Genomic DNA, 22,105 nt, shown 5'->3' with positions numbered 1-22,105 from the left:
CACATTCTCGCTTCATTCTTTTGATAAAATCGTAAAAATCTAGTATAATAGATAGAACTGAAAGTATGAGGTTACTAGCGATGAAAATGAAACAAATTAGTGATACAACTTTAAAAATCACGATGTCTTTAGAAGATTTGATGGATCGAGGAATGGAGATTGCTGACTTTCTTGTTCCTCAAGAAAAAACAGAAGAGTTCTTTTATGCCATCTTGGATGAGTTAGAGATGCCTGAGAGCTTTCTAGATACAGGCATGTTGAGCTTCCGTGTGACTCCAAAACCTGATAAGGTGGACGTCTTTGTGACCAAGTCAAAGATTGACCAAAATCTAGATTTTGAAGACTTATCGGATTTGCCAGATATGGAAGAATTGGCTCAAATGTCGCCAGATGAATTTATCAAAACCTTGGAAAAAAGCATCGCAGAAAAGACTAAGGATGATATCGAAGCGATTCAATCTCTAGAGCAAGTAGAAGCCAGGGAAGAAGAGCAGGAGCAAGCTGAACAAGAAGTTGAGAACAAGAAAGAGCCTTTCATCTACTACATCCTTTCTTTTGCTAAGTTGGCTGATTTAGTGGCTTTTGCCAAGACAGTGACTTTTGAGATGGAAACTTCTGAACTCTACAAAATGAACGAGCGCTATTATTTGACCATTTTAGTGGATATTGAAAATCATCCAAGTCCATATCCAGCTTGGCTTTTGGCTCGTATGCGCGAGTTTGCGGACGATAGTGACATCAGTCGCTCTGTTTTGCAAGAGTATGGCCAAGTCTTGATGAATCACGATGCAGTGCTTAATCTGCAAAAGATTGGATAATCATTTCTGGAAAGCTATTTCTAGATTTTAAGGAGAGCGAATCGTCTGATTCGTTTTTTCTTTTCTAGATTGAAATAGTGATTTACTATAATAGGAATTTTCACAAAATTCTGTTATAATAGCTATATTAGAAAATTTCGAGGAGACAAACATGACAGTTAAAATTGCTTTATTAGGATTTGGTACCGTTGCAAGTGGCGTGCCATTCCTCCTAAAGGAAAATGGAGAAAAAATCAATCAATCAGCACATTCAGAGATTGAAGTTGCTAAGGTATTGGTCAAAGATGAAGATGAAAAGAATCGCTTACTTGCAGCAGGGAATGACTTTAACTTTGTAACCAATGTGGATGATATTTTAGCAGACCAAGACATTACGATCGTAGTGGAATTGATGGGGCGTATCGAGCCTGCTAAAACCTTTATCACTCGTGCCTTGGAAGCAGGGAAACACGTTGTTACTGCCAACAAGGACCTTTTGGCTGTCCATGGTGCAGAATTGCTAGAAATTGCTAAAGCCAACAAGGTAGCACTTTACTACGAAGCAGCAGTAGCTGGTGGGATTCCAATTCTTCGTACTCTAGCAAATTCATTAGCTTCTGATAAAATCACTCGCGTGCTTGGAGTAGTCAACGGAACTTCTAACTTCATGATGACCAAAATGGTGGAAGAAGGCTGGTCTTACGATGATGCTCTGGCGGAAGCACAAAGACTTGGATTTGCAGAAAGCGACCCTACAAATGACGTAGATGGGATTGATGCAGCCTACAAGATGGTGATTTTGAGCCAATTTGCCTTTGGCATGAAGGTTGCCTTCGACGATGTAGCCCACAAGGGAATCCGTAATATCACACCAGAAGACGTAGCTGTAGCTCAAGAACTTGGCTATGTAGTGAAATTGGTTGGTTCTATTGAGGAAACTCCTTCAGGAATTGCTGCAGAAGTAACTCCAACCTTCCTACCAAAAGCGCACCCACTTGCTAGTGTGAATGGAGTAATGAACGCTGTCTTTGTGGAATCTATCGGTATCGGTGAGTCTATGTACTACGGACCAGGTGCGGGTCAAAAACCAACAGCAACAAGTGTTGTGGCGGATATTGTCCGTATCGTTCGTCGTTTGAATGATGGTACCATCGGTAAAGATTTCAACGAATATAGCCGTGATTTGGTCTTGGCAAATCCTGAAGATGTCAAAGCAAACTACTATTTCTCAATCTTGGCTCCAGACTCAAAAGGTCAGGTCTTGAAATTGGCTGAAATCTTCAATGCTCAAGATATTTCCTTCAAGCAAATCCTCCAAGATGGTAAAGAAGGTGATAAGGCACGTGTCGTTATCATCACACATAAGATTAATAAAGCCCAGCTTGAAAATGTTTCAGCTGAATTGAAGAAGGTTTCAGAATTCGACCTCTTGAATACTTTCAAGGTGCTAGGAGAATAAGATGAAGATTATCGTACCTGCAACCAGTGCCAATATTGGGCCAGGTTTTGACTCGGTCGGTGTAGCTGTAACCAAGTATCTTCAAATTGAGATCTGTGAAGAACGAGATGAGTGGCTGATTGAACACCAGATTGGTAAATGGATTCCTCATGACGAGCGTAATCTCTTGCTCAAAATTGCCCTGCAGATTGTACCAGATTTGAAACCTAGACGCTTGAAAATGACCAGTGATGTTCCCTTGGCGCGTGGTTTGGGTTCTTCTAGCTCTGTTATTGTAGCTGGGATTGAACTAGCCAACCAATTGGGCCAGCTCAACTTGTCTGACCATGAAAAATTGCAGTTGGCGACCAAGATTGAAGGGCATCCTGACAATGTGGCTCCAGCCATTTATGGAAATCTCGTTATTGCAAGTTCCGTTGAAGGGCAAGTCTCTGCGATTGTGGCAGACTTCCCAGAATGTGATTTTCTAGCTTACATTCCTAACTATGAATTACGCACTCGCGATAGCCGCGGTGTCTTGCCTAAAAAATTGTCCTACAAAGAAGCTGTCGCTGCCAGTTCTATTGCCAATGTGGCGGTTGCAGCCTTGTTAGCAGGAGACATGGTAACAGCTGGGCAAGCAATCGAGGGAGACCTCTTCCACGAGCGCTATCGTCAGGACTTGGTGAGAGAATTTGCGACGATTAAGCAAGTAGCCAAAGAAAATGGTGCCTATGCAACCTACCTTTCTGGTGCCGGACCAACAGTGATGGTCTTGGCCTCTCATGACAAGATTCCAATGATTAAAGAAGAATTGGAAAAGCAATCCTTCAAAGGCAAACTGCATGATTTGAAAGTTGATACCCAAGGTGTCCGTGTCCAAGCAAAATAAAAGAATAGGAGATAGGATGGGGAAACTCTCGACCAGAGGGCTTCCTATCCTTTTTTTGAAAAGAAGTTTATACTCAATGAAAATCAAAGAGCAAACTAGGAAGCTAGTCGCAGGCTGCTCAAAACAGTGTTTTGAGGTTGTGGATAGAACTGACGAAGTTAGCTCAAAATACTGTTTTGAGGTTGCAGATGTAAGGTGACGTGGTTTGAAGAGATTTTCGAAGAGTATTAGTTAAAAACTTGATAAAGGAGAAATAAAGATGGCAGAAATTTATCTAGCAGGTGGTTGTTTTTGGGGTCTAGAGGAGTATTTTTCACGTATTTCTGGAGTGTTAGAAACCAGTGTTGGCTACGCTAATGGGCAAGTAGAAACGACTAATTATCAGTTACTCAAGGAAACAGACCATGCAGAGACGGTTCAAGTGATTTATGATAAGAATACAGTGTCACTTAGAGAGATTTTACTTTATTATTTCCGTGTTATTGATCCTCTATCCATCAATCAACAAGGGAATGACCGTGGTCGCCAATATCGAACTGGGATTTATTATCAGGATGAAGCAGATTTGCCAGCTATCTACACAGTAGTGCAGGAGCAGGAACGTATGCTGGGTCGAAAGATTGCAGTGGAGGTGGAGAAACTTCGCCACTATATTTTAGCTGAAGATTACCACCAAGACTATCTTAAGAAAAATCCTTCCGGTTACTGTCATATCGATGTGACCGATGCTGAGAAGCCATTGATTGATGCCTCTAACTATGAAAAGCCTAGTCAAGAGGTGTTAAAGGAAAGCTTAACTGAAGAATCCTATCGTGTTACCCAAGAAGCTGCTACAGAGGCTCCATTTACCAATGCCTATGACCAAACCTTTGAAGAAGGGATTTATGTAGATATTACGACGGGTGAGCCACTCTTTTTTGCTAAGGATAAGTTTGCCTCAGGATGTGGTTGGCCAAGCTTTAGTCGTCCAATTTCCAAGGAATTGATTCACTACTACAAAGACCTGAGTCATGGAATGGAGCGAATCGAAGTTCGTTCTCGGTCAGGCAATGCTCACTTGGGTCATGTTTTCACGGATGGACCTCGGGAGTTAGGTGGACTTCGTTACTGTATCAATTCTGCTTCCTTATGCTTTGTGGCCAAGGATGAGATGGAAGAGGAAGGATATGGCTATCTACTGCCTTACTTAAACAAATAAAACAGAGAGGGTGGGTGCTTCCCACTTTCTTCATTTCTAGAAAACGAATAGAAGGGATTTATGAAAAACATATTATCTTACTTTAAATCCTACATCAAGGAATCGATTTTAGCTCCCCTGTTCAAGCTACTAGAAGCTGTGTTTGAGCTTCTTGTTCCCATGGTGATTGCTAGGATTGTTGACCAATCCTTGCCTCAGAGAGATCAAGGACACCTCTGGATGCAGATTGTCCTGCTCCTTATCTTTGCAGTGATTGGCGTTTTAGTGGCCTTGGTGGCCCAGTTTTACTCAGCCAAGGCAGCGGTTGGATTTGCCAAAGAACTGACAAACGACCTTTATCGTCATATTCTTTCTTTACCTAAGGACAGCAGAGACCGTTTGACAACTTCTAGCTTGGTGACTCGTTTGACTTCGGATACTTACCAGATTCAGACTGGTATCAATCAATTCCTGCGTCTCTTTTTACGAGCGCCCATTATCGTTTTTGGGGCCATTTTTATGGCCTATCGAATCTCAGCTGAGCTGACTTTCTGGTTCTTAGTTATGGTTGTCATTTTGACGATTGTCATTGTCGGTCTCTCTCGACTGGTCAATCCTCTCTACAGCAGTCTCAGAAAGAAAACGGATCAGCTGGTTCAGGAAACGCGCCAGCAATTGCAAGGAATGCGAGTTGTTCGTGCTTTTGGACAAGAAAAACGAGAATTACAGATTTTTCAAACTCTTAATCAAGTTTATGCTAGTTTACAAGAAAAAACAGGTTTCTGGTCCAGTTTATTAACACCTCTGACCTATCTGATTGTTAATGGAACTCTCCTCGTTATTATCTGGCAGGGCTATCTTTCAATTCAAGGAGGGGTACTCAGTCAAGGAGCCTTGATTGCTCTTATCAACTATCTCCTACAGATTTTGGTGGAATTAGTCAAGCTCGCCATGCTGATCAATTCTCTCAACCAGTCCTACATCTCAGCCAAGCGAATCGAAGAAGTCTTTGCAGAATCTCCAGAGGATATCCATTCAGAGTTAGAACAAAAGCAAGCTACCAGTACTCAGATTTTACAAGTCCAAGAACTGACCTTTACCTATCCTGATGCGGCCCAGCCTTCTCTGAGAGACATTTCTTTTGCTATGAAACAAGGGCAAATCCTTGGTATCATCGGAGGGACGGGTTCTGGTAAATCAAGCTTGGTGCAAGTCTTACTTGGACTTTATCCAGCAGACAAGGGGAGCATTGACCTTTATCGAAATGGACGTAGTCCTCTTAATCTTGAGCAGTGGCGGTCTTGGATTTCCTATGTTCCTCAAAAAGTCGAACTCTTTAAAGGAACTATTCGTTCCAACTTGACTTTGGGTTTCAATCAAGTAGTGACTGATCAAGAACTCTGGCAATCCTTAGAAATCGCGCAAGCCAAGGATTTTGTCAGTGAAAAGGAAGGTCTCTTGGATGCTGTAGTTGAAGCAGGAGGGCGAAATTTCTCAGGTGGACAAAAACAAAGGCTGTCTATTGCACGTGCAGTCTTGCACCAAGCTCCATTTCTCGTCCTAGATGATGCGACCTCGGCACTGGATACCATTACTGAGTCCAAGCTCTTGAAAGCTATTCGAGAAAATCTACCAAATACGAACTTAATCTTGATTTCTCAACGGACTTCGACACTCCAGATGGCTGACCAGATTCTCCTCTTGGAAAAAGGTGAGCTCCTAGCTATCGGCAAGCACGAGGATTTGATGAAGACTAGTCAAATCTATCGCGAAATTAATGCATCGCAACATGGAAAGGAGGACTAGCATGAGACGACAAACTGCAAACCAGACGCTCAAACGTTTGGCCATAGATTTAGCCAGCCATCCTTTCCTTCTTTTCCTAGCCTTTCTAGGAACCATTGCCCAAGTTGGCTTATCGATTTACCTACCTATCTTGATTGGGCAGGTCATCGACCAGGTCCTAGTGGCTGGCTCTTCACCAGTTTTTTGGCAGATTTTCATCCAGATGATTTTGGTGGTCATAGGAAATACACTGGTACAATGTGCCAATCCTCTTCTTTATAATCGCCTAATCTTCTCTTATACCAGAGACTTGCGAGAGCGAATCATCCATAAGCTCCATCGTTTACCGATTGCTTTTGTGGATCGGCAAGGCAGTGGCGAGATGGTCAGTCGTGTGACCACAGACATAGAACAGTTGGCAGCTGGTTTGACCATGATTTTTAACCAATTTTTTATTGGCGTCTTAATGATATTGGTTAGTATTCTAGCCATGCTTCAAATTCATCTCCTCATGACTCTTTTGGTCTTGTTGTTGACGCCACTGTCTATGGTAATCTCACGCTTTATTGCCAAGAGATCTTATCATCTCTTCCAGAAGCAAACAGAGACGAGGGGAATTCAGACTCAGTTGATTGAAGAATCGTTGAGCCAGCAGACTATTATTCAATCTTTCAATGCTCAGGAAGAGTTTATCCAAAGGCTGCGTGAGGCTAATGATAACTATGCAGGTTATTCTCAGTCAGCCATCTTTTATTCCTCAACGGTTAATCCTTCGACTCGCTTTGTAAATGCGCTCATTTATGCCCTTCTAGCTGGAGTGGGAGCTTATCGTATCATGATAGGCTCTACCTTGACCATTGGACGCTTAGTGACTTTTTTGAACTATGTTCAGCAGTATACCAAGCCCTTTAACGATATTTCTTCAGTGCTAGCTGAGTTGCAAAGTGCTCTGGCTTGTGCAGAGCGCATCTATGCTGTCTTAGAAAGTCCTGAGGTGGCTGAAACAGGCAAGGAAGTCTTGACCAGTGACCAAGTCAAGGGAGCTATTTCCTTTAAACATGTATCTTTTGGCTACAATCCTGAAAAGATTTTGATTAAGGACTTATCTATCGATATCCCAGCCGGTAGCAAGGTAGCTATTGTTGGTCCGACAGGTGCTGGAAAATCAACTCTTATCAATCTTCTTATGCGTTTCTATCCTATTAACTCGGGAGATATCTTGCTGGATGGGCAATCTATTTATGATTATACTCGGACATCATTGAGACAGCAGTTTGGGATGGTGCTTCAAGAAACCTGGCTCAAGCAAGGGACTATTCATGACAATATTGCCTTTGGAAATCCTGAAGCCAGTCGGGAGCAAGTGATTGCTGCTGCCAAAGCAGCCAATGCAGACTTTTTCATCCAACAGTTGCCACAGGGATACGATACCAAGTTGGAAAATGCAGGAGAATCTCTCTCTGTTGGTCAAGCCCAGCTCTTGACCATTGCCCGAGTCTTTCTGGCTATTCCCAAGATTCTCATCTTAGACGAGGCGACTTCCTCAATCGATACACGGACAGAAGTGCTGGTTCAGGATGCCTTTGCCAAACTCATGAAGGGGCGTACTAGCTTTATCATCGCCCACCGCTTGTCAACCATTCAGGATGCGGATTTAATCCTTGTATTAGTGGATGGTGACATCGTTGAGTATGGTAATCATCAGGAACTCATGGCTCGAAAGGGGAAGTATTATCAAATGCAACAAGCTGCAGCTTTTAGCTCAGAATAAGCCTTTTTATTTTAAAATCTTATTGACGAAAAAAGTTGCCTTCGGGTGACTTTTTTGTTACAATAGCTAGAAAAATTATTCACTGTAAATTGTCTTATAGAAAAGGAGCCTAGAATGAAAGTCTATCAGCATGTAAATATCGTGACTTGTGACCAAGATTTCCATGTTTATTTGGATGGAATCTTAGCAGTTAATGATTCCCAAATCGTCTATGTCGGTCAAGAGAAGTCAGAGATTTTAGAGCAAGCTGAGCAGATTATAGACTATCAGGGAGCCTGGATCATGCCTGGATTGGTCAATTGCCACACCCATTCTGCCATGACAGGTTTGCGAGGAATCCGAGATGACAGTAATCTCCATGAATGGCTCAATGATTATATCTGGCCTGCAGAAGCTGAGTTTACTCCAGACATGACTACCAAAGCGGTCAAAGAAGCTCTGACAGAAATGCTTCAGTCAGGAACAACAACCTTCAATGATATGTATAATCCCAATGGAGTGGATATTGAGAGAATTTATCAGGCAGTGAAAGATTCCAAGATGCGTTGTTATTTCTCACCGACCCTCTTTTCTTCTGAGGTAGAAACGACTGCTGAGACTATTACTAGAACTCGAGCTATCATCGAGACAATCATAGGATATGAAAATCCCAATTTCAAGGTTATGGTAGCCCCACATTCTCCCTACAGCTGTAGTAGAGACTTGCTGGAAGATAGCTTAGATGTGGCAAAAGAGCTGAATATTCCCATCCATATCCATGTAGCGGAGACCAAGGAAGAATCAGGAATTATACTGAAACGCTACGGCAAACGGCCCCTCGCCTTTCTAGAAGAATTGGGTTACTTAGATCATCCGTCTGTCTTTGCTCACGGGGTCGAATTAAACGAGAGAGAAATTGAACGTTTGGCAACCTCTCAAGTGGCTATCGCCCACAATCCTATCAGTAACCTCAAACTGGCCTCAGGAATCGCTCCTATCATTCAACTGCAAAAAGCAGGAGTAGCAGTCGGAATTGCGACAGACTCGGTTGCTTCCAATAACAATCTAGATATGTTTGAGGAAGGAAGGACTGCAGCCCTTCTTCAGAAGATGAAAAGTGGAGATGCCAGTCAATTTCCTATCGAAACAGTTCTCAAGGCTCTGACAATCGAAGGAGCTAAGGTGTTGGGAATGGATGAAGAGATTGGTAGTCTAGAAGTTGGCAAGCAGGCTGATTTCCTAGTCATTCAACCACAAGGGAAAATCCATCTCCAACCCCGGGAAAATATGCTTTCTCACCTTGTCTATGCAGTCAAATCTAGTGATGTTGATGATGTCTATATTGCCGGAGAACAGGTTGTTAAGCAAGGTCAAGTACTGACAGTAGAACTTTAAAAGAAAAATCACGAAAAAATTTTAAAAAAAGTTTGCAAAAATCTTGCATTCTTTTTTTGACTATGCTATACTTATATACGGTTTGAAAAAACTGCCTAAGACAGTAGGGGAGCTCGACTCATAAGTATCCTACCGAGGACAAAACGTATCATGTAAAAAGAAGCGTATTGTACTTTCGTGTCTAGGTTTGGGCGCGTTTTTCTTTTGGAAAAATTTCCCCAAGCAAAATAATTACGGAGGTGAACACACTAATGAGTGAAGCAATTATTGCTAAAAAAGCGGAACTAGTTGACGTAGTAGCTGAGAAAATGAAAGCTGCTGCATCTATCGTCGTTGTAGACGCTCGTGGTTTAACAGTTGAGCAAGATACAGTTCTTCGTCGTGAGCTTCGTGGAAACGAAGTTGAGTATAAAGTCATTAAAAACTCAATCTTGCGTCGTGCAGCTGAAAAAGCTGGTCTTGAAGAACTTGCATCAGTATTTGTTGGACCATCTGCAGTAGCATTTTCTAACGAAGATGTTATCGCACCAGCGAAAATCTTGAACGACTTTTCTAAAAACGCTGAAGCACTTGAAATCAAAGGTGGTGCAATCGAAGGCGCTGTCGCATCTAAAGAAGAGATTCTTGCTCTTGCAACTCTTCCAAACCGCGAAGGACTTCTTTCTATGCTCCTTTCTGTACTTCAAGCGCCAGTGCGCAACGTTGCTCTTGCAGTCAAAGCGGTTGCAGACAACAAAGAAGACGCAGCTTAATTTTAAGCTACGCAGCGTAGCCTAGCTACGAAAAATCTATTATAAATTTAAAAACATATTTGGAGGAAATAACAATGGCATTGAACATTGAAAACATTATTGCTGAAATTAAAGAAGCTTCAATCCTTGAATTGAACGACCTTGTAAAAGCTATCGAAGAAGAATTTGGTGTAACTGCAGCTGCTCCTGTAGCTGTTGCTGCAGCTGGTGCTGCTGACGCTGGTGCTGCTAAAGATTCATTCGACGTTGAATTGACATCTGCAGGCGACAAAAAAGTTGGCGTTATCAAAGTTGTACGTGAAATCACTGGTCTTGGTCTTAAAGAAGCTAAAGAACTTGTTGACGGTGCACCAGCACTTGTTAAAGAAGGCGTTGCAACTGCAGAAGCTGAAGAAATCAAAGCTAAATTGGAAGAAGCTGGAGCTTCAGTTACTCTTAAATAATAGGGCAACTACATTAGTAGCTTAAAAACATGATTAAACCGCTATTCTTAGGAGTAGCGGTTTTTCTTTTTGTTCGAGAAGGGGCAAAAAAGGGCAAGGAATCTTTAAAAGTGAGGAGAGTTAGATTGAAAGAATCATATTGGTAAACCCAAATGATGGATATTTATATCATGTCATAAATCGTTATCAAACGATAATATTGATTTTTTTACAAATTAAGAGTATAATTTATAAAAATGAGTGTTTACTCAATTTTTGTGAAATTAAGGAGTAAAGAAAATGGTTGTTGAAGCAATAGAGTACAGTCGTTTCGGTAACGAAGAGATCTTGGATTTGCTGAAGATCGACTCTACAGCCTTGGATGTAAATCAGGTGAGAGTAGAAGTTCATGCTGTTGGTTTAAATCCTATTGATTATAAAACTTTTGAGGGAGCGAAACCTCTTCGATTTCTATCTTTTATAACGAAATTAAGGAAACCAAGTCGTTGGTTTGAATCTAAATCATCTTTATTTCCAAGAGGTGTGGGGAGAGATTTTTCTGGAGTTATTACAGAAGTTGGAAATGAAGTAACTAGGTTTTCAGTAGGAGATAAGGTGTTTGGAACAATGATTAGCGATCCTGGTTTGGGAACTAAGAGGGGAGTTTTAGCAACAGAAATTTGTGTCAATGAATCAGAAATTGTATTGAAACCAGAGATGATCGACATGACTCACGCAGCTACTATGGGAGTAGCTTCTCTAACTGTGGGTGGGGCTTTTAGAAGAATCGGTTTAAATTCAAGAGATACTGTTGTTATTTCAGCTGCAGCAGGAGGTATTGGAAGTATTGCAGTACAGTATGCAGTTGCTAAGGGTGCGACAGTGATCGGAATAGCAAGTAAGAAAAATACAGAGTATCTGAAGTCTTTAGGTGCCATACCAGTAAGTTACGAAGAGAACATCAAGAAGGCTCTTCTATCAGCTAGTCCAACGCCTATTACAAAATTTTTGGATTGTTATGGATCTGATTATGTTGGATTGGCTTTTAGTTTAGGTTTGAAGGGAACAGCTATTGGGACATTAGTACCTTCACCCTATGTTATGATAAAAGGTGCTCAGTTTACTGGTCCGAGACATTCTACATACGATGATTTTAGCACTTTATCTGAAATGGTCTCAGAAGGGAATGTTCAGCTGAAAATTGATCAAGTGTATGACTTTTCTCTAAAGTCAGTTAGAGAAGCCTATCGTAGTCTGAAAATGGGACACAGTCGAGGCAAAAAAGTCGTAAAAGTAAGAGATTAGAAGAGAGGTGCTAGCGATGGAAAGTTTAGAACAAAAGTATGCTCAGACGTTAGAAGCTAGCAACTTGAGCTTAAAACAACGTCGAGTATTATTATCAAGTTTAAAATTATTCTCAGAAATTGGATTTGAGAATACAACGTCCAGCCTTATTGCCGAACGCGCTGGAGTGTCAGAAGGAACGGTTTTTAGTTACTTTAAAACAAAGGAAGGTATCTTAGAAGCCATTTTATCTACTTTTCTAGAACAGGTTATTCCAGAAGTAATTGCGGATTTCTCAGAAAAAAAATTCACAGTAGATCAAGAAACTTTTCCCTTCTTTTTAAAAAGTATTGTTCGAGATAGGCTCTTTTTTATTCAGGAGAATCAAATGCATGTTAAAATTCTCTTGGGGCGTTCTTTTATTGATAAAAATCTTTCTATCCAGTTAGGAAGTATTATTGTTCAATCTATAATAGAACCAATTAGCCCTGTTTTAAATCAATTTAAAGAAAAAAGACTTATTCTAAATTGGTCAAATGAAAGAATTGTTCGATACATTTTAGCATTGAGTTTTTCTTATCTTATTCCCATGATGTTGAATGATGAAGGAACTATAAACATAGATGAAGCAGTTGATGAGATTGTTGAATGTTTGTCATCTGCCCTAATGAAAGTAAAATAAATTCTGATGTTAAAACTCACTGTTAATGGTGAGTTTTTTGAATTCAACATAAAAACCCCCAATCATAGTGATTGAGGATTAAGCAAATGACTCTTAAACAATACCTTGTGCAATCATAGCGTTTGCTACATTAGTATACTGCCATCTATTCATCTGATAAGGGGGATTTTATCATCCAGATATTCATAGCTGGGTGGCCGGCGGCGTTAGAAAGTGGTTGTTGCAATGCTGTAAAACCATAGTGTTGATAGATGGCCACAGCCGTAGCCAGTTCAGTAGAGGTCTCTAGATAAAGCTGTTCATAACCAGCTAAGTGGGCTTCCCGGAATATCCGCTTTATCAACCTGCTGGAATAACCTTTGCCACGGCTATTTTTAGTGACATACAGTTTTTGTAATTCAGCAATCTTATCGGACACAGGTGCAAAGCCACCGCAGCCAACCAGCAGACCTTCATCTTCCAGAACAAAGTAAGCCGCTCTCTCTTGCTGTTGATAATAGTCGACCAAATGATCTAGATGAGAATCAAAGTAGACAGTTCCTGGTTTGTCAAGCCCGAATTCTTCTAGGCTAGCTCGAATGAGCTGCGCTACAGCTAAATTGTCTCTTACTTCCATCGGCCGTAAGTTCATCATTTGTTCTCCGATAGGATGTATCGACTAATTAAACAATACCTTGTGCAATCATAGCGTTTGCTACATTTTCAAAGGCAGCAATATTAGCTCCTGCAAGGTAGTCTTTATCAAGACCATATGTTTCTGAAGTTGTCTTAGCTGTGTTGAAGATGTTTGTCATGATGTCTTTGAGACGTCCATCAACTTCTTCACGAGTCCATGAGAGGCGAAGACTGTTTTGGCTCATTTCAAGGGCTGAAACGGCTACACCACCAGCGTTGGCAGCTTTTGCAGGTCCGTAGAAGATACCATTTTCTTTGTAAACTTTGATGGCATCAAGGTCGCTTGGCATGTTAGCACCTTCAGATACACAGATAACTCCTTGAGCAACCAAGCGTTTAGCTGCTTCACCGTTGATTTCGTTTTGAGTAGCACATGGAAGAGCGATATCATAGTTACCAGCGTAAGTCCATACAGAACCTTCGTGGTAGCTTGCAGTTGCTTTTTCAGCAGCATACTCAGTCAAGCGAGCACGACGTTTTTCTTTAACATCTACTAAAAGATCGAAGTCGATTCCGTTTTCATCGATGACATAACCATTTGAGTCAGATACAGAGATAACCGTTGCACCAAGTTCAGTTGCTTTTTGAAGAGCATATTGAGCAACGTTACCAGAACCTGAAATAACCACTTTCTTACCAGCAAAGCTGTTACCGTTTGCTTTGAGCATTTCTTCAGTGTAGTAAACCAAACCGTAACCAGTTGCTTCTGGACGAATCAAGCTACCACCAAATCCAAGAGGTTTACCAGTCAAGACACCAGCATCAAATTGGTTAAGGCGTTTGTATTGACCATAAAGGTAACCAATTTCACGTCCACCAACACCGATATCACCAGCAGGTACGTCAAGTGATGGTCCGATGTGTTTTTGTAATTCAGTCATGAAGCTTTGGCAGAAGCGCATCACTTCAGCATCTGTTTTACCTTTAGGATCGAAGTCTGATCCACCTTTACCTCCACCGATTGGAAGTCCAGTCAAGACGTTTTTGAAGATTTGTTCAAATCCGAGGAATTTCAAAATCCCTTGGTTTACAGTTGGGTGGAAACGAAGTCCGCCTTTGTATGGTCCAACAGCTGAGTTGAATTGAACACGGTAACCACGGTTTACTTGAATGTTTCCATCACGGTCAACCCAAGGAACACGGAAAGAAATCACGCGTTCTGGCTCAGTGATACGTGCCAAGATATTTTCTTCGATATACTCAGGGTGTTTTTCAAATACAGGTTCCAAAGTATTGAAAAATTCTTCAACAGCTTGGAGGAATTCAGCCTCGTGCCCGTTACGAGCTTTTACAGTTTCAAACACGCTTTGGATATATTCTTTAGCAGATGTCATATCGTTCTCCTTAAATTCTAATTTAATTATGTGTGTCATTATAGCAGAATTTTTTTTAACTGTAAAGAGAAAAACAAAAATTTTCTAAAAATTCTATCAATTTAGTTTTAGGACTTTTTGAAAATCTATAAAAATACGAACGTTTTTCTTTGAAATATCTTTCTAAAAGAGAAATTGTGAAAATATGGTATAATATTAGCAATAAAAGGAATCTGGAGGATCAGAATCATGGTATCAACGAAAACACAAATTGCTGGTTTTGAGTTTGACAACTGCTTGATGAATGCAGCAGGTGTGGCTTGTATGACGATAGAAGAGCTAGAGGGGGTTAAAAACTCAGCGGCAGGAACCTTTGTCACTAAGACAGCGACCTTGGACTTTCGTCAGGGAAATCCTGAGCCACGCTATCAGGATGTTCCACTTGGTTCTATCAACTCTATGGGCTTACCGAATAATGGTTTAGACTACTATTTGGACTACCTTTTGGATTTACAGGAAAAAGAGCCAAACCGAACTTTCTTTTTATCTCTAGTCGGCATGTCTCCAGAGGAAACCCATACTATCTTGAAAAAAGTCCAAGAGAGTGAGTTTCGTGGTCTGACGGAGCTAAACCTCTCCTGCCCCAATGTTCCAGGTAAACCTCAGATTGCCTATGATTTTGAGACAACAGACCGGATTTTGACAGAAGTATTTGCCTACTTCACCAAACCTCTTGGAATTAAATTGCCACCATATTTTGATATTGTTCACTTTGACCAAGCGGCAACTATTTTTAACAAATATCCGCTCAAGTTTGTCAACTGCGTCAACTCTATCGGAAACGGCCTTTATATAGAAGATGAGTCTGTCGTTATCCGTCCTAAAAATGGTTTTGGGGGCATTGGTGGGGAGTATATTAAACCAACTGCTCTAGCTAATGTTCATGCCTTTTATCAACGCTTAAATCCTCAAATCCAAATCATCGGAACAGGTGGCGTTTTGACTGGTCGTGATGCCTTTGAACATATCCTCTGTGGAGCAAGTATGGTGCAGGTGGGAACCACCCTTCACAAAGAAGGAGTTGGTGCTTTTGACCGCATTACCAATGAACTGAAAGCAATCATGGCGGAAAAAGGGTACGAGAGCTTAGAAGATTTCCGTGGGAAATTGCGCTATATTGACTAAATTAAATCGAAAAATCAGAAGAAAGGAGAGAGGATGCTAGCCATTGAAGAAAGTCAGAAGTTGACTTTAGCAAATTTATCGAACCTGAGCCTTTTTACAGGGACAGATCAGGGCCAGTTTGAAGTGATGAAGAGTCAAGTGTTGAAACAGATTGGTTATGATTCTGCTGACCTCAACTTTGCCTACTTTGATATGAAAGAAGTAGTTTACAAGGATGTGGAGCTGGAGTTAGTCAGTCTTCCTTTCTTTGCGGATGAGAAAATCGTGATATTGGATCATTTTGTCGATATGACAACAGCCAAGAAACGCTTTTTAACAGATGATGAGCTTAAGTCGTTTGAGGAATACCTTGACAATCCTTCGCCAACAACCAAGTTGTTGATCTTTGCGGAAGGAAAACTGGATAGCAAGAGACGGTTGGTTAAATTACTTAAGCGTGATGCCAAGGTTTTTGATGCAGTAGAAGCCAAAGAACAAGAACTGCGCCAGTATTTCCAAAAGTGGAGCCAGAAACAAGGTCTGCAGTTTTTGGGGCAATCCTTTGAAAATCTACTTATCAAATCTGGTTTTCAATTTAGCGAAATCCAGAAAAATCTCCTCTTTTTACAGTCCTATAAGGCGGATTCTGTTATCGAGGAAGAGGATATTGTCAATGCTATTCCCAAGACCTTGCAGGACAATATTTTTGATTTAACTCAGTTTATTCTGACTAAAAAGATGGACCAGGCGCGCGACTTGGTTAGAGACTTGACCTTGCAAGGGGAAGACGAAATCAAGTTGATTGCAGTCATGCTAGGACAATTTCGGACTTTTACTCAGGTGAAAATTTTGGTGGAGTCTGGCCAAACAGAAGCGCAGATTGCAAGTAGTTTAGGTAGTTATCTGGGACGCACTCCCAATCCCTATCAAATCAAGTTTGCGCTGAGAGATTCGCGAGGACTTTCCTTGAGCTTTTTGAAGCAAGCTATTTCCTATTTGATTGAGACAGACTATCAGATTAAGACAGGTCTTTATGAAAAAGGTTTCCTTTTTGAAAAGGCACTCCTACAGATTGCTAATCAGGTCAATTGATACTTTTTTGAAACTACAACCCGCGTCAGGATTATCTTGTCGTGGGTTTCTTGTTGATTTGCTTATTCTATTCGAAAGTATCTCAGTGATTTCTTCATCTATAAGCAAAAAACTTGAAAAAAGTGAATGTTTGCGTTATCATTTTCATATAGAAAGAAAAAGAGGTATTACAGATGGCTATTATCTTACCAGATCTTCCATATGCATACGACGCTTTGGAACCATACATCGATGCAGAAACAATGCACTTGCACCATGACAAACACCATCAAACTTATGTCAACAATGCTAATGCAGCTCTTGAAAAACACCCTGAAATCGGTGAAGACCTTGAAGCCTTGCTTGCTGATGTAGAATCTATCCCAGCTGATATCCGTCAAGCACTTATCAACAATGGTGGTGGACACTTGAACCACGCTCTTTTCTGGGAATTGATGACTCCTGAAAAAACAGCTCCATCAGCAGAACTTGCAGCAGCAATCGATGCAACATTTGGTTCATTTGAAGACTTCCAAGCAGCCTTCACTGCAGCAGCAACAACTCGATTCGGTTCTGGATGGGCATGGCTGGTTGTTAACAAAGAAGGTAAACTTGAAGTGACTTCAACAGCAAACCAAGACACACCAATCTCAGAAGGTAAAAAACCAATCTTGGGCTTGGATGTTTGGGAACATGCTTACTATGTGAAATACCGCAACGTGCGTCCTGACTACATCAAAGCTTTCTTCTCAGTGATCAACTGGAACAAAGTAGATGAATTGTACGCAGCTGCTAAATAATGGTATATGGAGGGAAGAATTGTTCTTCTCTTTTTTAGGTTATATGATTCGAGTCTGACAAAATCGTCAGACTTTTTTCATTTTTATGAGAAACGTGCTAAGTGCTAGAAATTATGGTAGAATAAAGTATTAAGTAATCGTGGAAAAAGGATATCTATGCGAAAAGAAATTGCACCTGAATTATACAACTATAACAAGTTTCCTGGTCCTGAGTTTCATTTACATGGGGACAAGGTCGAAACGGAAGGGATAGCTTTTTCCTTGGTTGAAAATATCAAGGATGCCTTTGATGAGACGGCTTTTAATCAGCGTTTTTCAGAAGTCTTAACCAAGTTTGATTATATCGTTGGGGACTGGAGTAATGAACAGCTTCGCCTACGAGGTTTTTACAAGGATGACCGAACAGAAGAAAATCTGGAAAAAATCAGTCGTTTACAAGACTATCTTTTAGAGTATTGTAGTTATGGTTGTGCCTATTTTGTTCTAGAAAATGAAGCCCCTAAGCGAGCATCATTTGACAAGAAAATGCGTAAGAAGGAAGAAGAAACGCCTTCTAGAAAAGGGAAGAAACAGGCCCAAACCAAACGAAAACCGAATGCAGATAAGAAAAATAGACGTCGTCAGAAAGACCAGTATTCTCAGAAAGAGGACAAGGGACAACGTCATTTTGTCATTCGTCAGAAGTGAGTAGAGAATAAGGAGAAGAAATGAAACCGTCAATTTATAGTTTAACACGTCAAACCATGCAGGAATGGGTATTGGAGCAGGGAGAAAAGAAATTCCGTGCAGATCAAATCTGGGAATGGCTCTACCGTAAACGTGTGCAGTCATTTGAAGAAATGACCAACCTTTCCAAGGATTTGATTGCTAAGCTCAATGACCAGTTTGTGGTCAATCCCTTGAAACAGCGAATCGTTCAAGAGTCTGCTGATGGTACTGTCAAATATCTCTTTGAATTGCCTGACGGTATGTTGATTGAGACTGTACTCATGCGTCAGCACTATGGTTTGTCAGTCTGTGTAACCACTCAGGTCGGCTGTAATATCGGTTGTACCTTCTGTGCCTCTGGTTTGATCAAGAAACAACGCGACCTCAATAATGGGGAAATCGTAGCGCAAATCATGTTGGTTCAGAAATACTTTGATGAGCGTGGTCAGGACGAACGTGTCAGCCATATTGTTGTCATGGGAATCGGTGAACCATTTGATAACTACAACAATGTCTTGAATTTCGTTCGTACTATCAATGATGATAAGGGAATGGCAATCGGAGCTCGTCACATCACGGTTTCAACTTCAGGTTTGGCCCATAAAATTCGTGATTTTGCTAATGAAGGAGTTCAGGTCAATCTTGCCGTTTCCCTTCACGCACCAAACAATGAATTGCGCTCAAGCATCATGAAGATTAACCGTGCCTTTCCGATTGAAAAACTCTTTGCAGCTATTGAGTATTATATAGAAACAACAAACCGTCGTGTAACCTTTGAATATATCATGCTCAATGAAGTTAACGATGGTGTTGAACAAGCCTTGGAATTGGCTGAATTGCTCAAAAACATCAAGAAATTGTCTTATGTAAATTTGATTCCTTATAACCCAGTTAGTGAGCATGACCAATATAGCCGTAGTCCTAAAGAGCGCGTCATGGCCTTCTATGATACGCTTAAGAAAAAAGGGGTTAACTGTGTTGTTCGTCAAGAGCATGGAACTGATATTGATGCAGCTTGTGGACAATTGCGTTCTAATACAATGAAACGTGACCGCCAGAAAGCAGTCGCAGCAGTCAATCCTTAATGATGAAGAAAACTCATAATCATATTTTGGTCTTGGGAGTCATTTTCTATACCATTTGTATCGTCTACTTTTGTTTTACTCCTCAAGAACATTCTCCCGTGGGAGTGGAAACTCCAGGTATTCAGCATCTTGATCGCCTGGTTTTTCTTTTGACTCCTTTCAATTCTCTTTGGAAACTGGGTGAAGTGGGTGATATGGGACAATTATATTGGATTTTTTTACAAAATATCCTCAATGTCTTCTTGCTTTTTCCTCTGATTTTCCAACTCCTTTATCTCTTTCCAAATTTAAGGAAAACAAAAAGAGTTCTTTTTTTCAGTTTTCTAGTGAGTCTTGGAATTGAGTGTACGCAGTTAGTCTTAGATTTTTTCTTTGATTTCAATCGCGTCTTTGAGATTGATGATTTGTGGACCAATACCTTGGGTGGCTATTTGGCTTGGCTCCTCTATAAACAATTACATAAAAACAAGATAAGGAATTAAAATGAGTATTTTAGAAGTTAAAAATCTGAGTCACGGTTTTGGTGACCGTGCAATTTTTGAAGATGTGTCCTTCCGTCTCCTCAAGGGAGAACATATCGGTCTAGTCGGTGCCAATGGTGAAGGGAAATCAACCTTTATGAGTATTGTGACTGGTAAGATGTTGCCAGATGAAGGAAAGGTAGAGTGGTCTAAATATGTGGCTGCTGGCTATCTGGACCAACACTCAGTCCTTGCTGAAGGCCAATCTGTTCGTGATGTTCTCCGTACAGCCTTTGATGAGCTATTCAAAGCTGAAGCCCGTATCAATGACCTCTATATGGAAATGGCTGAAGACGGAGCGGATGTTGATGCTCTCATGGAAGAAGTTGGCGAACTCCAAGACCGTCTGGAGAGTCGTGATTTCTATACCTTAGATGCTAAGATTGATGAAGTGGCGCGTGCCCTTGGTGTCATGGACTTTGGCATGGATACGGATGTAACTTCTTTGTCAGGTGGGCAAAGAACCAAGGTTCTTTTGGCCAAACTCCTCCTTGAAAAGCCCGATATCTTGCTTTTGGATGAGCCGACTAACTACTTGGATGCTGAGCATATTGACTGGCTCAAGCGCTATCTCCAAAACTATGAAAATGCCTTTGTCCTCATTTCACACGATATTCCATTCCTAAATGATGTTATTAATATTGTCTATCATGTGGAAAATCAACAGTTGACGCGTTACTCTGGTGACTACTACCAGTTCCAAGAAGTTTATGCCATGAAGAAATCTCAGTTGGAGGCAGCTTATGAACGTCAGCAGAAAGAGATTGCAGATCTCAAGGACTTTGTCGCTCGTAATAAAGCGCGTGTTGCAACCAGAAATATGGCCATGTCTCGTCAGAAGAAACTCGACAAGATGGATATTATCGAACTGCAAAGTGAGAAACCAAAACCATCCTTTGATTTTAAACCAGCTCGTACACCTGGGCGCTTTATCTTCCAAGCTAAGGATTTGCAGATTGGTTATGACCGACCTCTTACTAAGCCTTTAAATCTTACCTTCGAACGCAATCAAAAGGTTGCCATTATCGGAGCAAATGGTATCGGGAAAACAACTCTCTTGAAGTCTCTTTTGGGAATTATCCCGCCAATCGCTGGGGAAGTTGAACGCGGTGACTACCTAGAACTTGGCTACTTTGAGCAGGAAGTAGAAGGAGGCAATCGTCAAACACCACTAGAGGCTGTCTGGAATGCCTTTCCTGCACTTAACCAAGCAGAAGTTCGTGCAGCCCTTGCCCGTTGTGGTTTGACAACCAAGCATATTGAAAGCCAAATTCAGGTCTTGTCAGGTGGGGAACAAGCCAAGGTTCGTTTCTGTCTCTTGATGAATCGTGAAAACAACGTTTTAGTGCTGGACGAGCCGACTAACCACCTGGATGTGGATGCCAAGGATGAACTCAAACGCGCTCTTAAAGAATACAAGGGGTCTATTCTTATGGTCTGCCACGAACCAGACTTTTATGAAGGTTGGATGGACCAAATCTGGGATTTTAACAAGCTAACTTAAAATGAATATAAAAGAAATACAGTACCGAATGTGGGTACTGTATTTTTTAGATTTTTAAGATTTAAAATCGTAGTCTTTCACCACTTCGATGCTATCGATAGTAATAGCAGTAGTTGGTTTGTCTTTCTCATTTTTTTCGGCTTTTGCAATCTTATCTACAACATCCATACCGTCAATGACTTGGCCAAAGACTGGGTGCTTGCCATCTAGACTAGGGTTTCCACCTTCTTTGTAGGCTTCGATGATTTTCTTTGGATACTTGCTTGTAGGGAGTTTAGCAGAGGTATCTGTAGAGTTTTGGTTGATGAAGAACTGGCTACCATTGGTGTTTGGTTGACCAGTATTAGCCATCGCAAGAGCCCCACGGATGTTATAGAGATAAGGAGTAATCTCATTTTTGAAACCAGTTCCCTTGTCTTTTGTCTTATCCTTGTCATGCCAGATAGACTGACCACCTGTACCATCTCCTTTTGGATCTCCAGTTTGGACCATAAAGCCATCGATGACACGGTGGAAGGTAATCCCGTTATAGTAGCCTTCTTTGGCATGAGTGAGGAAGTTTTCAACTGCTAGAGGAGCAAGTTTAGGAAAGAGTTTAATGCGGATGTCGCCCTGACTTGTGTGGAGAATGACTTCGGCTTCATCTTCGGAAATTTCCTTAGAAAGTTGAGGGAAGTTGGCATTCTCATTTGTTAAAGCATCGTTTAAGTCCTTGGCAGATTGGGCGGCAGCCTTAGAACTTTCTTCAGCAGCAAGGCTGGAATCCACATAATCATCGCCACGCAGACTACGTTGGATGCTGCTACATCCGGCTAGGGCTACAGTGGACAGTAAAAGAAGGGTTGCTAGTTTTTTCATTCTGTTCCTCTCAAAAATTCATTTCTACCATT

General features: G+C 41.1%; 22 protein-coding genes. 19 read left to right on the top strand and 3 right to left on the bottom strand.

Going from position 1 to position 22,105, the window contains the following annotated elements; translation table 11 throughout:
• Positions 1 to 80: 80 nt before the first annotated feature.
• From AXK38_06855 to AXK38_06800, 12 genes are all read left to right on the top strand, one after another.
• Complete coding sequence (locus AXK38_06855) at positions 81 to 818, top strand: adaptor protein MecA (protein AMH88977.1); 738 nt, start codon at positions 81 to 83, stop codon at positions 816 to 818.
• A gap of 151 nt (positions 819 to 969) precedes the next feature.
• Positions 970 to 2,256, top strand: a complete 1,287-nt coding sequence (locus AXK38_06850) for a homoserine dehydrogenase (protein AMH88976.1) — start codon at positions 970 to 972, stop codon at positions 2,254 to 2,256.
• A gap of 1 nt (position 2,257) precedes the next feature.
• Positions 2,258 to 3,127, top strand: coding sequence for a homoserine kinase (locus tag AXK38_06845; GenBank protein ID AMH88975.1), 870 nt, complete (start codon positions 2,258 to 2,260; stop codon positions 3,125 to 3,127).
• A gap of 16 nt (positions 3,128 to 3,143) precedes the next feature.
• The gene (locus AXK38_06840) at positions 3,144 to 3,326 is read left to right on the top strand and encodes a hypothetical protein (GenBank protein ID AMH88974.1); all 183 of its coding nucleotides are present in this window, start codon (positions 3,144 to 3,146) and stop codon (positions 3,324 to 3,326) included.
• A gap of 60 nt (positions 3,327 to 3,386) precedes the next feature.
• Positions 3,387 to 4,325 (top strand): peptide methionine sulfoxide reductase, encoded by a 939-nt coding sequence (locus tag AXK38_06835; protein AMH88973.1) that lies wholly within the window; start codon positions 3,387 to 3,389, stop codon positions 4,323 to 4,325.
• 60 nt (positions 4,326 to 4,385) lie between these two features.
• Positions 4,386 to 6,110 (top strand): multidrug ABC transporter ATP-binding protein, encoded by a 1,725-nt coding sequence (locus AXK38_06830; protein AMH88972.1) that lies wholly within the window; start codon positions 4,386 to 4,388, stop codon positions 6,108 to 6,110.
• Between the two features lies 1 nt (position 6,111).
• A complete protein-coding gene (locus AXK38_06825; GenBank protein ID AMH88971.1) occupies positions 6,112 to 7,860 on the top strand; it encodes a multidrug ABC transporter permease in 1,749 nt (582 codons plus the stop codon).
• 114 nt (positions 7,861 to 7,974) lie between these two features.
• The gene (locus tag AXK38_06820; protein ID AMH88970.1) at positions 7,975 to 9,234 is read left to right on the top strand and encodes a chlorohydrolase; all 1,260 of its coding nucleotides are present in this window, start codon (positions 7,975 to 7,977) and stop codon (positions 9,232 to 9,234) included.
• Positions 9,235 to 9,485: 251 nt separating this feature from the next.
• A complete protein-coding gene (locus tag AXK38_06815) occupies positions 9,486 to 9,986 on the top strand; it encodes a 50S ribosomal protein L10 (GenBank protein ID AMH88969.1) in 501 nt (166 codons plus the stop codon).
• A gap of 74 nt (positions 9,987 to 10,060) precedes the next feature.
• The gene (gene rplL, locus AXK38_06810) at positions 10,061 to 10,429 is read left to right on the top strand and encodes a 50S ribosomal protein L7/L12 (GenBank protein AMH88968.1); all 369 of its coding nucleotides are present in this window, start codon (positions 10,061 to 10,063) and stop codon (positions 10,427 to 10,429) included.
• 279 nt (positions 10,430 to 10,708) lie between these two features.
• Positions 10,709 to 11,713: an oxidoreductase gene (locus tag AXK38_06805; protein ID AMH88967.1), complete on the top strand. Its 1,005-nt coding sequence runs from the start codon at positions 10,709 to 10,711 to the stop codon at positions 11,711 to 11,713.
• A 16-nt stretch (positions 11,714 to 11,729) separates the two neighbouring features.
• Complete coding sequence (locus AXK38_06800; protein ID AMH88966.1) at positions 11,730 to 12,374, top strand: TetR family transcriptional regulator; 645 nt, start codon at positions 11,730 to 11,732, stop codon at positions 12,372 to 12,374.
• A gap of 145 nt (positions 12,375 to 12,519) precedes the next feature.
• Here the strand turns inward: AXK38_06800 and AXK38_06795 are convergent, their stop codons facing one another.
• Together AXK38_06795 and AXK38_06790 are read right to left on the bottom strand one after the other, a co-directional pair.
• Complete coding sequence (locus AXK38_06795; protein ID AMH88965.1) at positions 12,520 to 13,005, bottom strand: acetyltransferase; 486 nt, start codon at positions 13,003 to 13,005, stop codon at positions 12,520 to 12,522.
• Positions 13,006 to 13,036: 31 nt separating this feature from the next.
• Positions 13,037 to 14,383, bottom strand: coding sequence for a glutamate dehydrogenase (locus AXK38_06790; GenBank protein ID AMH88964.1), 1,347 nt, complete (start codon positions 14,381 to 14,383; stop codon positions 13,037 to 13,039).
• Between the two features lie 228 nt (positions 14,384 to 14,611).
• Between AXK38_06790 and AXK38_06785 the strand changes: the two genes are divergently transcribed.
• From AXK38_06785 to AXK38_06755, 7 genes are all read left to right on the top strand, one after another.
• A complete protein-coding gene (locus AXK38_06785) occupies positions 14,612 to 15,547 on the top strand; it encodes a dihydroorotate dehydrogenase (protein ID AMH88963.1) in 936 nt (311 codons plus the stop codon).
• Between the two features lie 33 nt (positions 15,548 to 15,580).
• Complete coding sequence (locus AXK38_06780; protein ID AMH88962.1) at positions 15,581 to 16,618, top strand: DNA polymerase III subunit delta; 1,038 nt, start codon at positions 15,581 to 15,583, stop codon at positions 16,616 to 16,618.
• A gap of 173 nt (positions 16,619 to 16,791) precedes the next feature.
• Positions 16,792 to 17,397 (top strand): superoxide dismutase, encoded by a 606-nt coding sequence (locus tag AXK38_06775; protein AMH88961.1) that lies wholly within the window; start codon positions 16,792 to 16,794, stop codon positions 17,395 to 17,397.
• A gap of 156 nt (positions 17,398 to 17,553) precedes the next feature.
• Complete coding sequence (locus AXK38_06770) at positions 17,554 to 18,084, top strand: transcriptional regulator (protein AMH88960.1); 531 nt, start codon at positions 17,554 to 17,556, stop codon at positions 18,082 to 18,084.
• A 20-nt stretch (positions 18,085 to 18,104) separates the two neighbouring features.
• Entirely contained in the window at positions 18,105 to 19,190 is a 1,086-nt protein-coding gene (locus tag AXK38_06765) for a 23S rRNA (adenine(2503)-C2)-methyltransferase (protein ID AMH88959.1), read from the top strand.
• Complete coding sequence (locus AXK38_06760) at positions 19,190 to 19,672, top strand: antibiotic resistance protein VanZ (GenBank protein AMH88958.1); 483 nt, start codon at positions 19,190 to 19,192, stop codon at positions 19,670 to 19,672. Before AXK38_06765 ends, AXK38_06760 begins: the two co-directional genes overlap by 1 nt.
• Before the next feature lies 1 nt (position 19,673).
• Complete coding sequence (locus AXK38_06755) at positions 19,674 to 21,215, top strand: heme ABC transporter ATP-binding protein (protein ID AMH88957.1); 1,542 nt, start codon at positions 19,674 to 19,676, stop codon at positions 21,213 to 21,215.
• A gap of 54 nt (positions 21,216 to 21,269) precedes the next feature.
• Here AXK38_06755 and AXK38_06750 read toward each other — a convergent pair whose 3' ends face one another.
• On the bottom strand, positions 21,270 to 22,073 hold the full coding sequence (locus tag AXK38_06750; protein ID AMH88956.1) for a peptidylprolyl isomerase: 804 nt from the start codon (positions 22,071 to 22,073) through the stop codon (positions 21,270 to 21,272).
• Between the last annotated feature and the right edge of the window lie 32 nt (positions 22,074 to 22,105).

It is taken from the genome of Streptococcus mitis (assembly GCA_001560895.1).
GTDB classification, from domain to species: Bacteria; Bacillota; Bacilli; order Lactobacillales; family Streptococcaceae; genus Streptococcus; species Streptococcus mitis_Q.
This window is presented reverse-complemented; position numbering and strand designations above follow the sequence as displayed.

Excerpts from the sequence above, each read along its gene's own strand:
- AXK38_06855 (AMH88977.1), top strand. The coding sequence starts at position 81 with ATGAAAATGAAACAAATTAGTGATACAACTTTAAAAATCACGATGTCT.
- AXK38_06850 (AMH88976.1), top strand. The coding sequence starts at position 970 with ATGACAGTTAAAATTGCTTTATTAGGATTTGGTACCGTTGCAAGTGGC.
- AXK38_06845 (AMH88975.1), top strand. The coding sequence starts at position 2,258 with ATGAAGATTATCGTACCTGCAACCAGTGCCAATATTGGGCCAGGTTTT.
- AXK38_06840 (AMH88974.1), top strand. The coding sequence starts at position 3,144 with ATGGGGAAACTCTCGACCAGAGGGCTTCCTATCCTTTTTTTGAAAAGA.
- AXK38_06835 (AMH88973.1), top strand. The coding sequence starts at position 3,387 with ATGGCAGAAATTTATCTAGCAGGTGGTTGTTTTTGGGGTCTAGAGGAG.
- AXK38_06830 (AMH88972.1), top strand. The coding sequence starts at position 4,386 with ATGAAAAACATATTATCTTACTTTAAATCCTACATCAAGGAATCGATT.
- AXK38_06825 (AMH88971.1), top strand. The coding sequence starts at position 6,112 with ATGAGACGACAAACTGCAAACCAGACGCTCAAACGTTTGGCCATAGAT.
- AXK38_06820 (AMH88970.1), top strand. The coding sequence starts at position 7,975 with ATGAAAGTCTATCAGCATGTAAATATCGTGACTTGTGACCAAGATTTC.
- AXK38_06815 (AMH88969.1), top strand. The coding sequence starts at position 9,486 with ATGAGTGAAGCAATTATTGCTAAAAAAGCGGAACTAGTTGACGTAGTA.
- rplL (AMH88968.1), top strand. The coding sequence starts at position 10,061 with ATGGCATTGAACATTGAAAACATTATTGCTGAAATTAAAGAAGCTTCA.
- AXK38_06805 (AMH88967.1), top strand. The coding sequence starts at position 10,709 with ATGGTTGTTGAAGCAATAGAGTACAGTCGTTTCGGTAACGAAGAGATC.
- AXK38_06800 (AMH88966.1), top strand. The coding sequence starts at position 11,730 with ATGGAAAGTTTAGAACAAAAGTATGCTCAGACGTTAGAAGCTAGCAAC.
- AXK38_06795 (AMH88965.1), bottom strand. The coding sequence starts at position 13,005 with ATGAACTTACGGCCGATGGAAGTAAGAGACAATTTAGCTGTAGCGCAG.
- AXK38_06790 (AMH88964.1), bottom strand. The coding sequence starts at position 14,383 with ATGACATCTGCTAAAGAATATATCCAAAGCGTGTTTGAAACTGTAAAA.
- AXK38_06785 (AMH88963.1), top strand. The coding sequence starts at position 14,612 with ATGGTATCAACGAAAACACAAATTGCTGGTTTTGAGTTTGACAACTGC.
- AXK38_06780 (AMH88962.1), top strand. The coding sequence starts at position 15,581 with ATGCTAGCCATTGAAGAAAGTCAGAAGTTGACTTTAGCAAATTTATCG.
- AXK38_06775 (AMH88961.1), top strand. The coding sequence starts at position 16,792 with ATGGCTATTATCTTACCAGATCTTCCATATGCATACGACGCTTTGGAA.
- AXK38_06770 (AMH88960.1), top strand. The coding sequence starts at position 17,554 with ATGCGAAAAGAAATTGCACCTGAATTATACAACTATAACAAGTTTCCT.
- AXK38_06765 (AMH88959.1), top strand. The coding sequence starts at position 18,105 with ATGAAACCGTCAATTTATAGTTTAACACGTCAAACCATGCAGGAATGG.
- AXK38_06760 (AMH88958.1), top strand. The coding sequence starts at position 19,190 with ATGATGAAGAAAACTCATAATCATATTTTGGTCTTGGGAGTCATTTTC.
- AXK38_06755 (AMH88957.1), top strand. The coding sequence starts at position 19,674 with ATGAGTATTTTAGAAGTTAAAAATCTGAGTCACGGTTTTGGTGACCGT.
- AXK38_06750 (AMH88956.1), bottom strand. The coding sequence starts at position 22,073 with ATGAAAAAACTAGCAACCCTTCTTTTACTGTCCACTGTAGCCCTAGCC.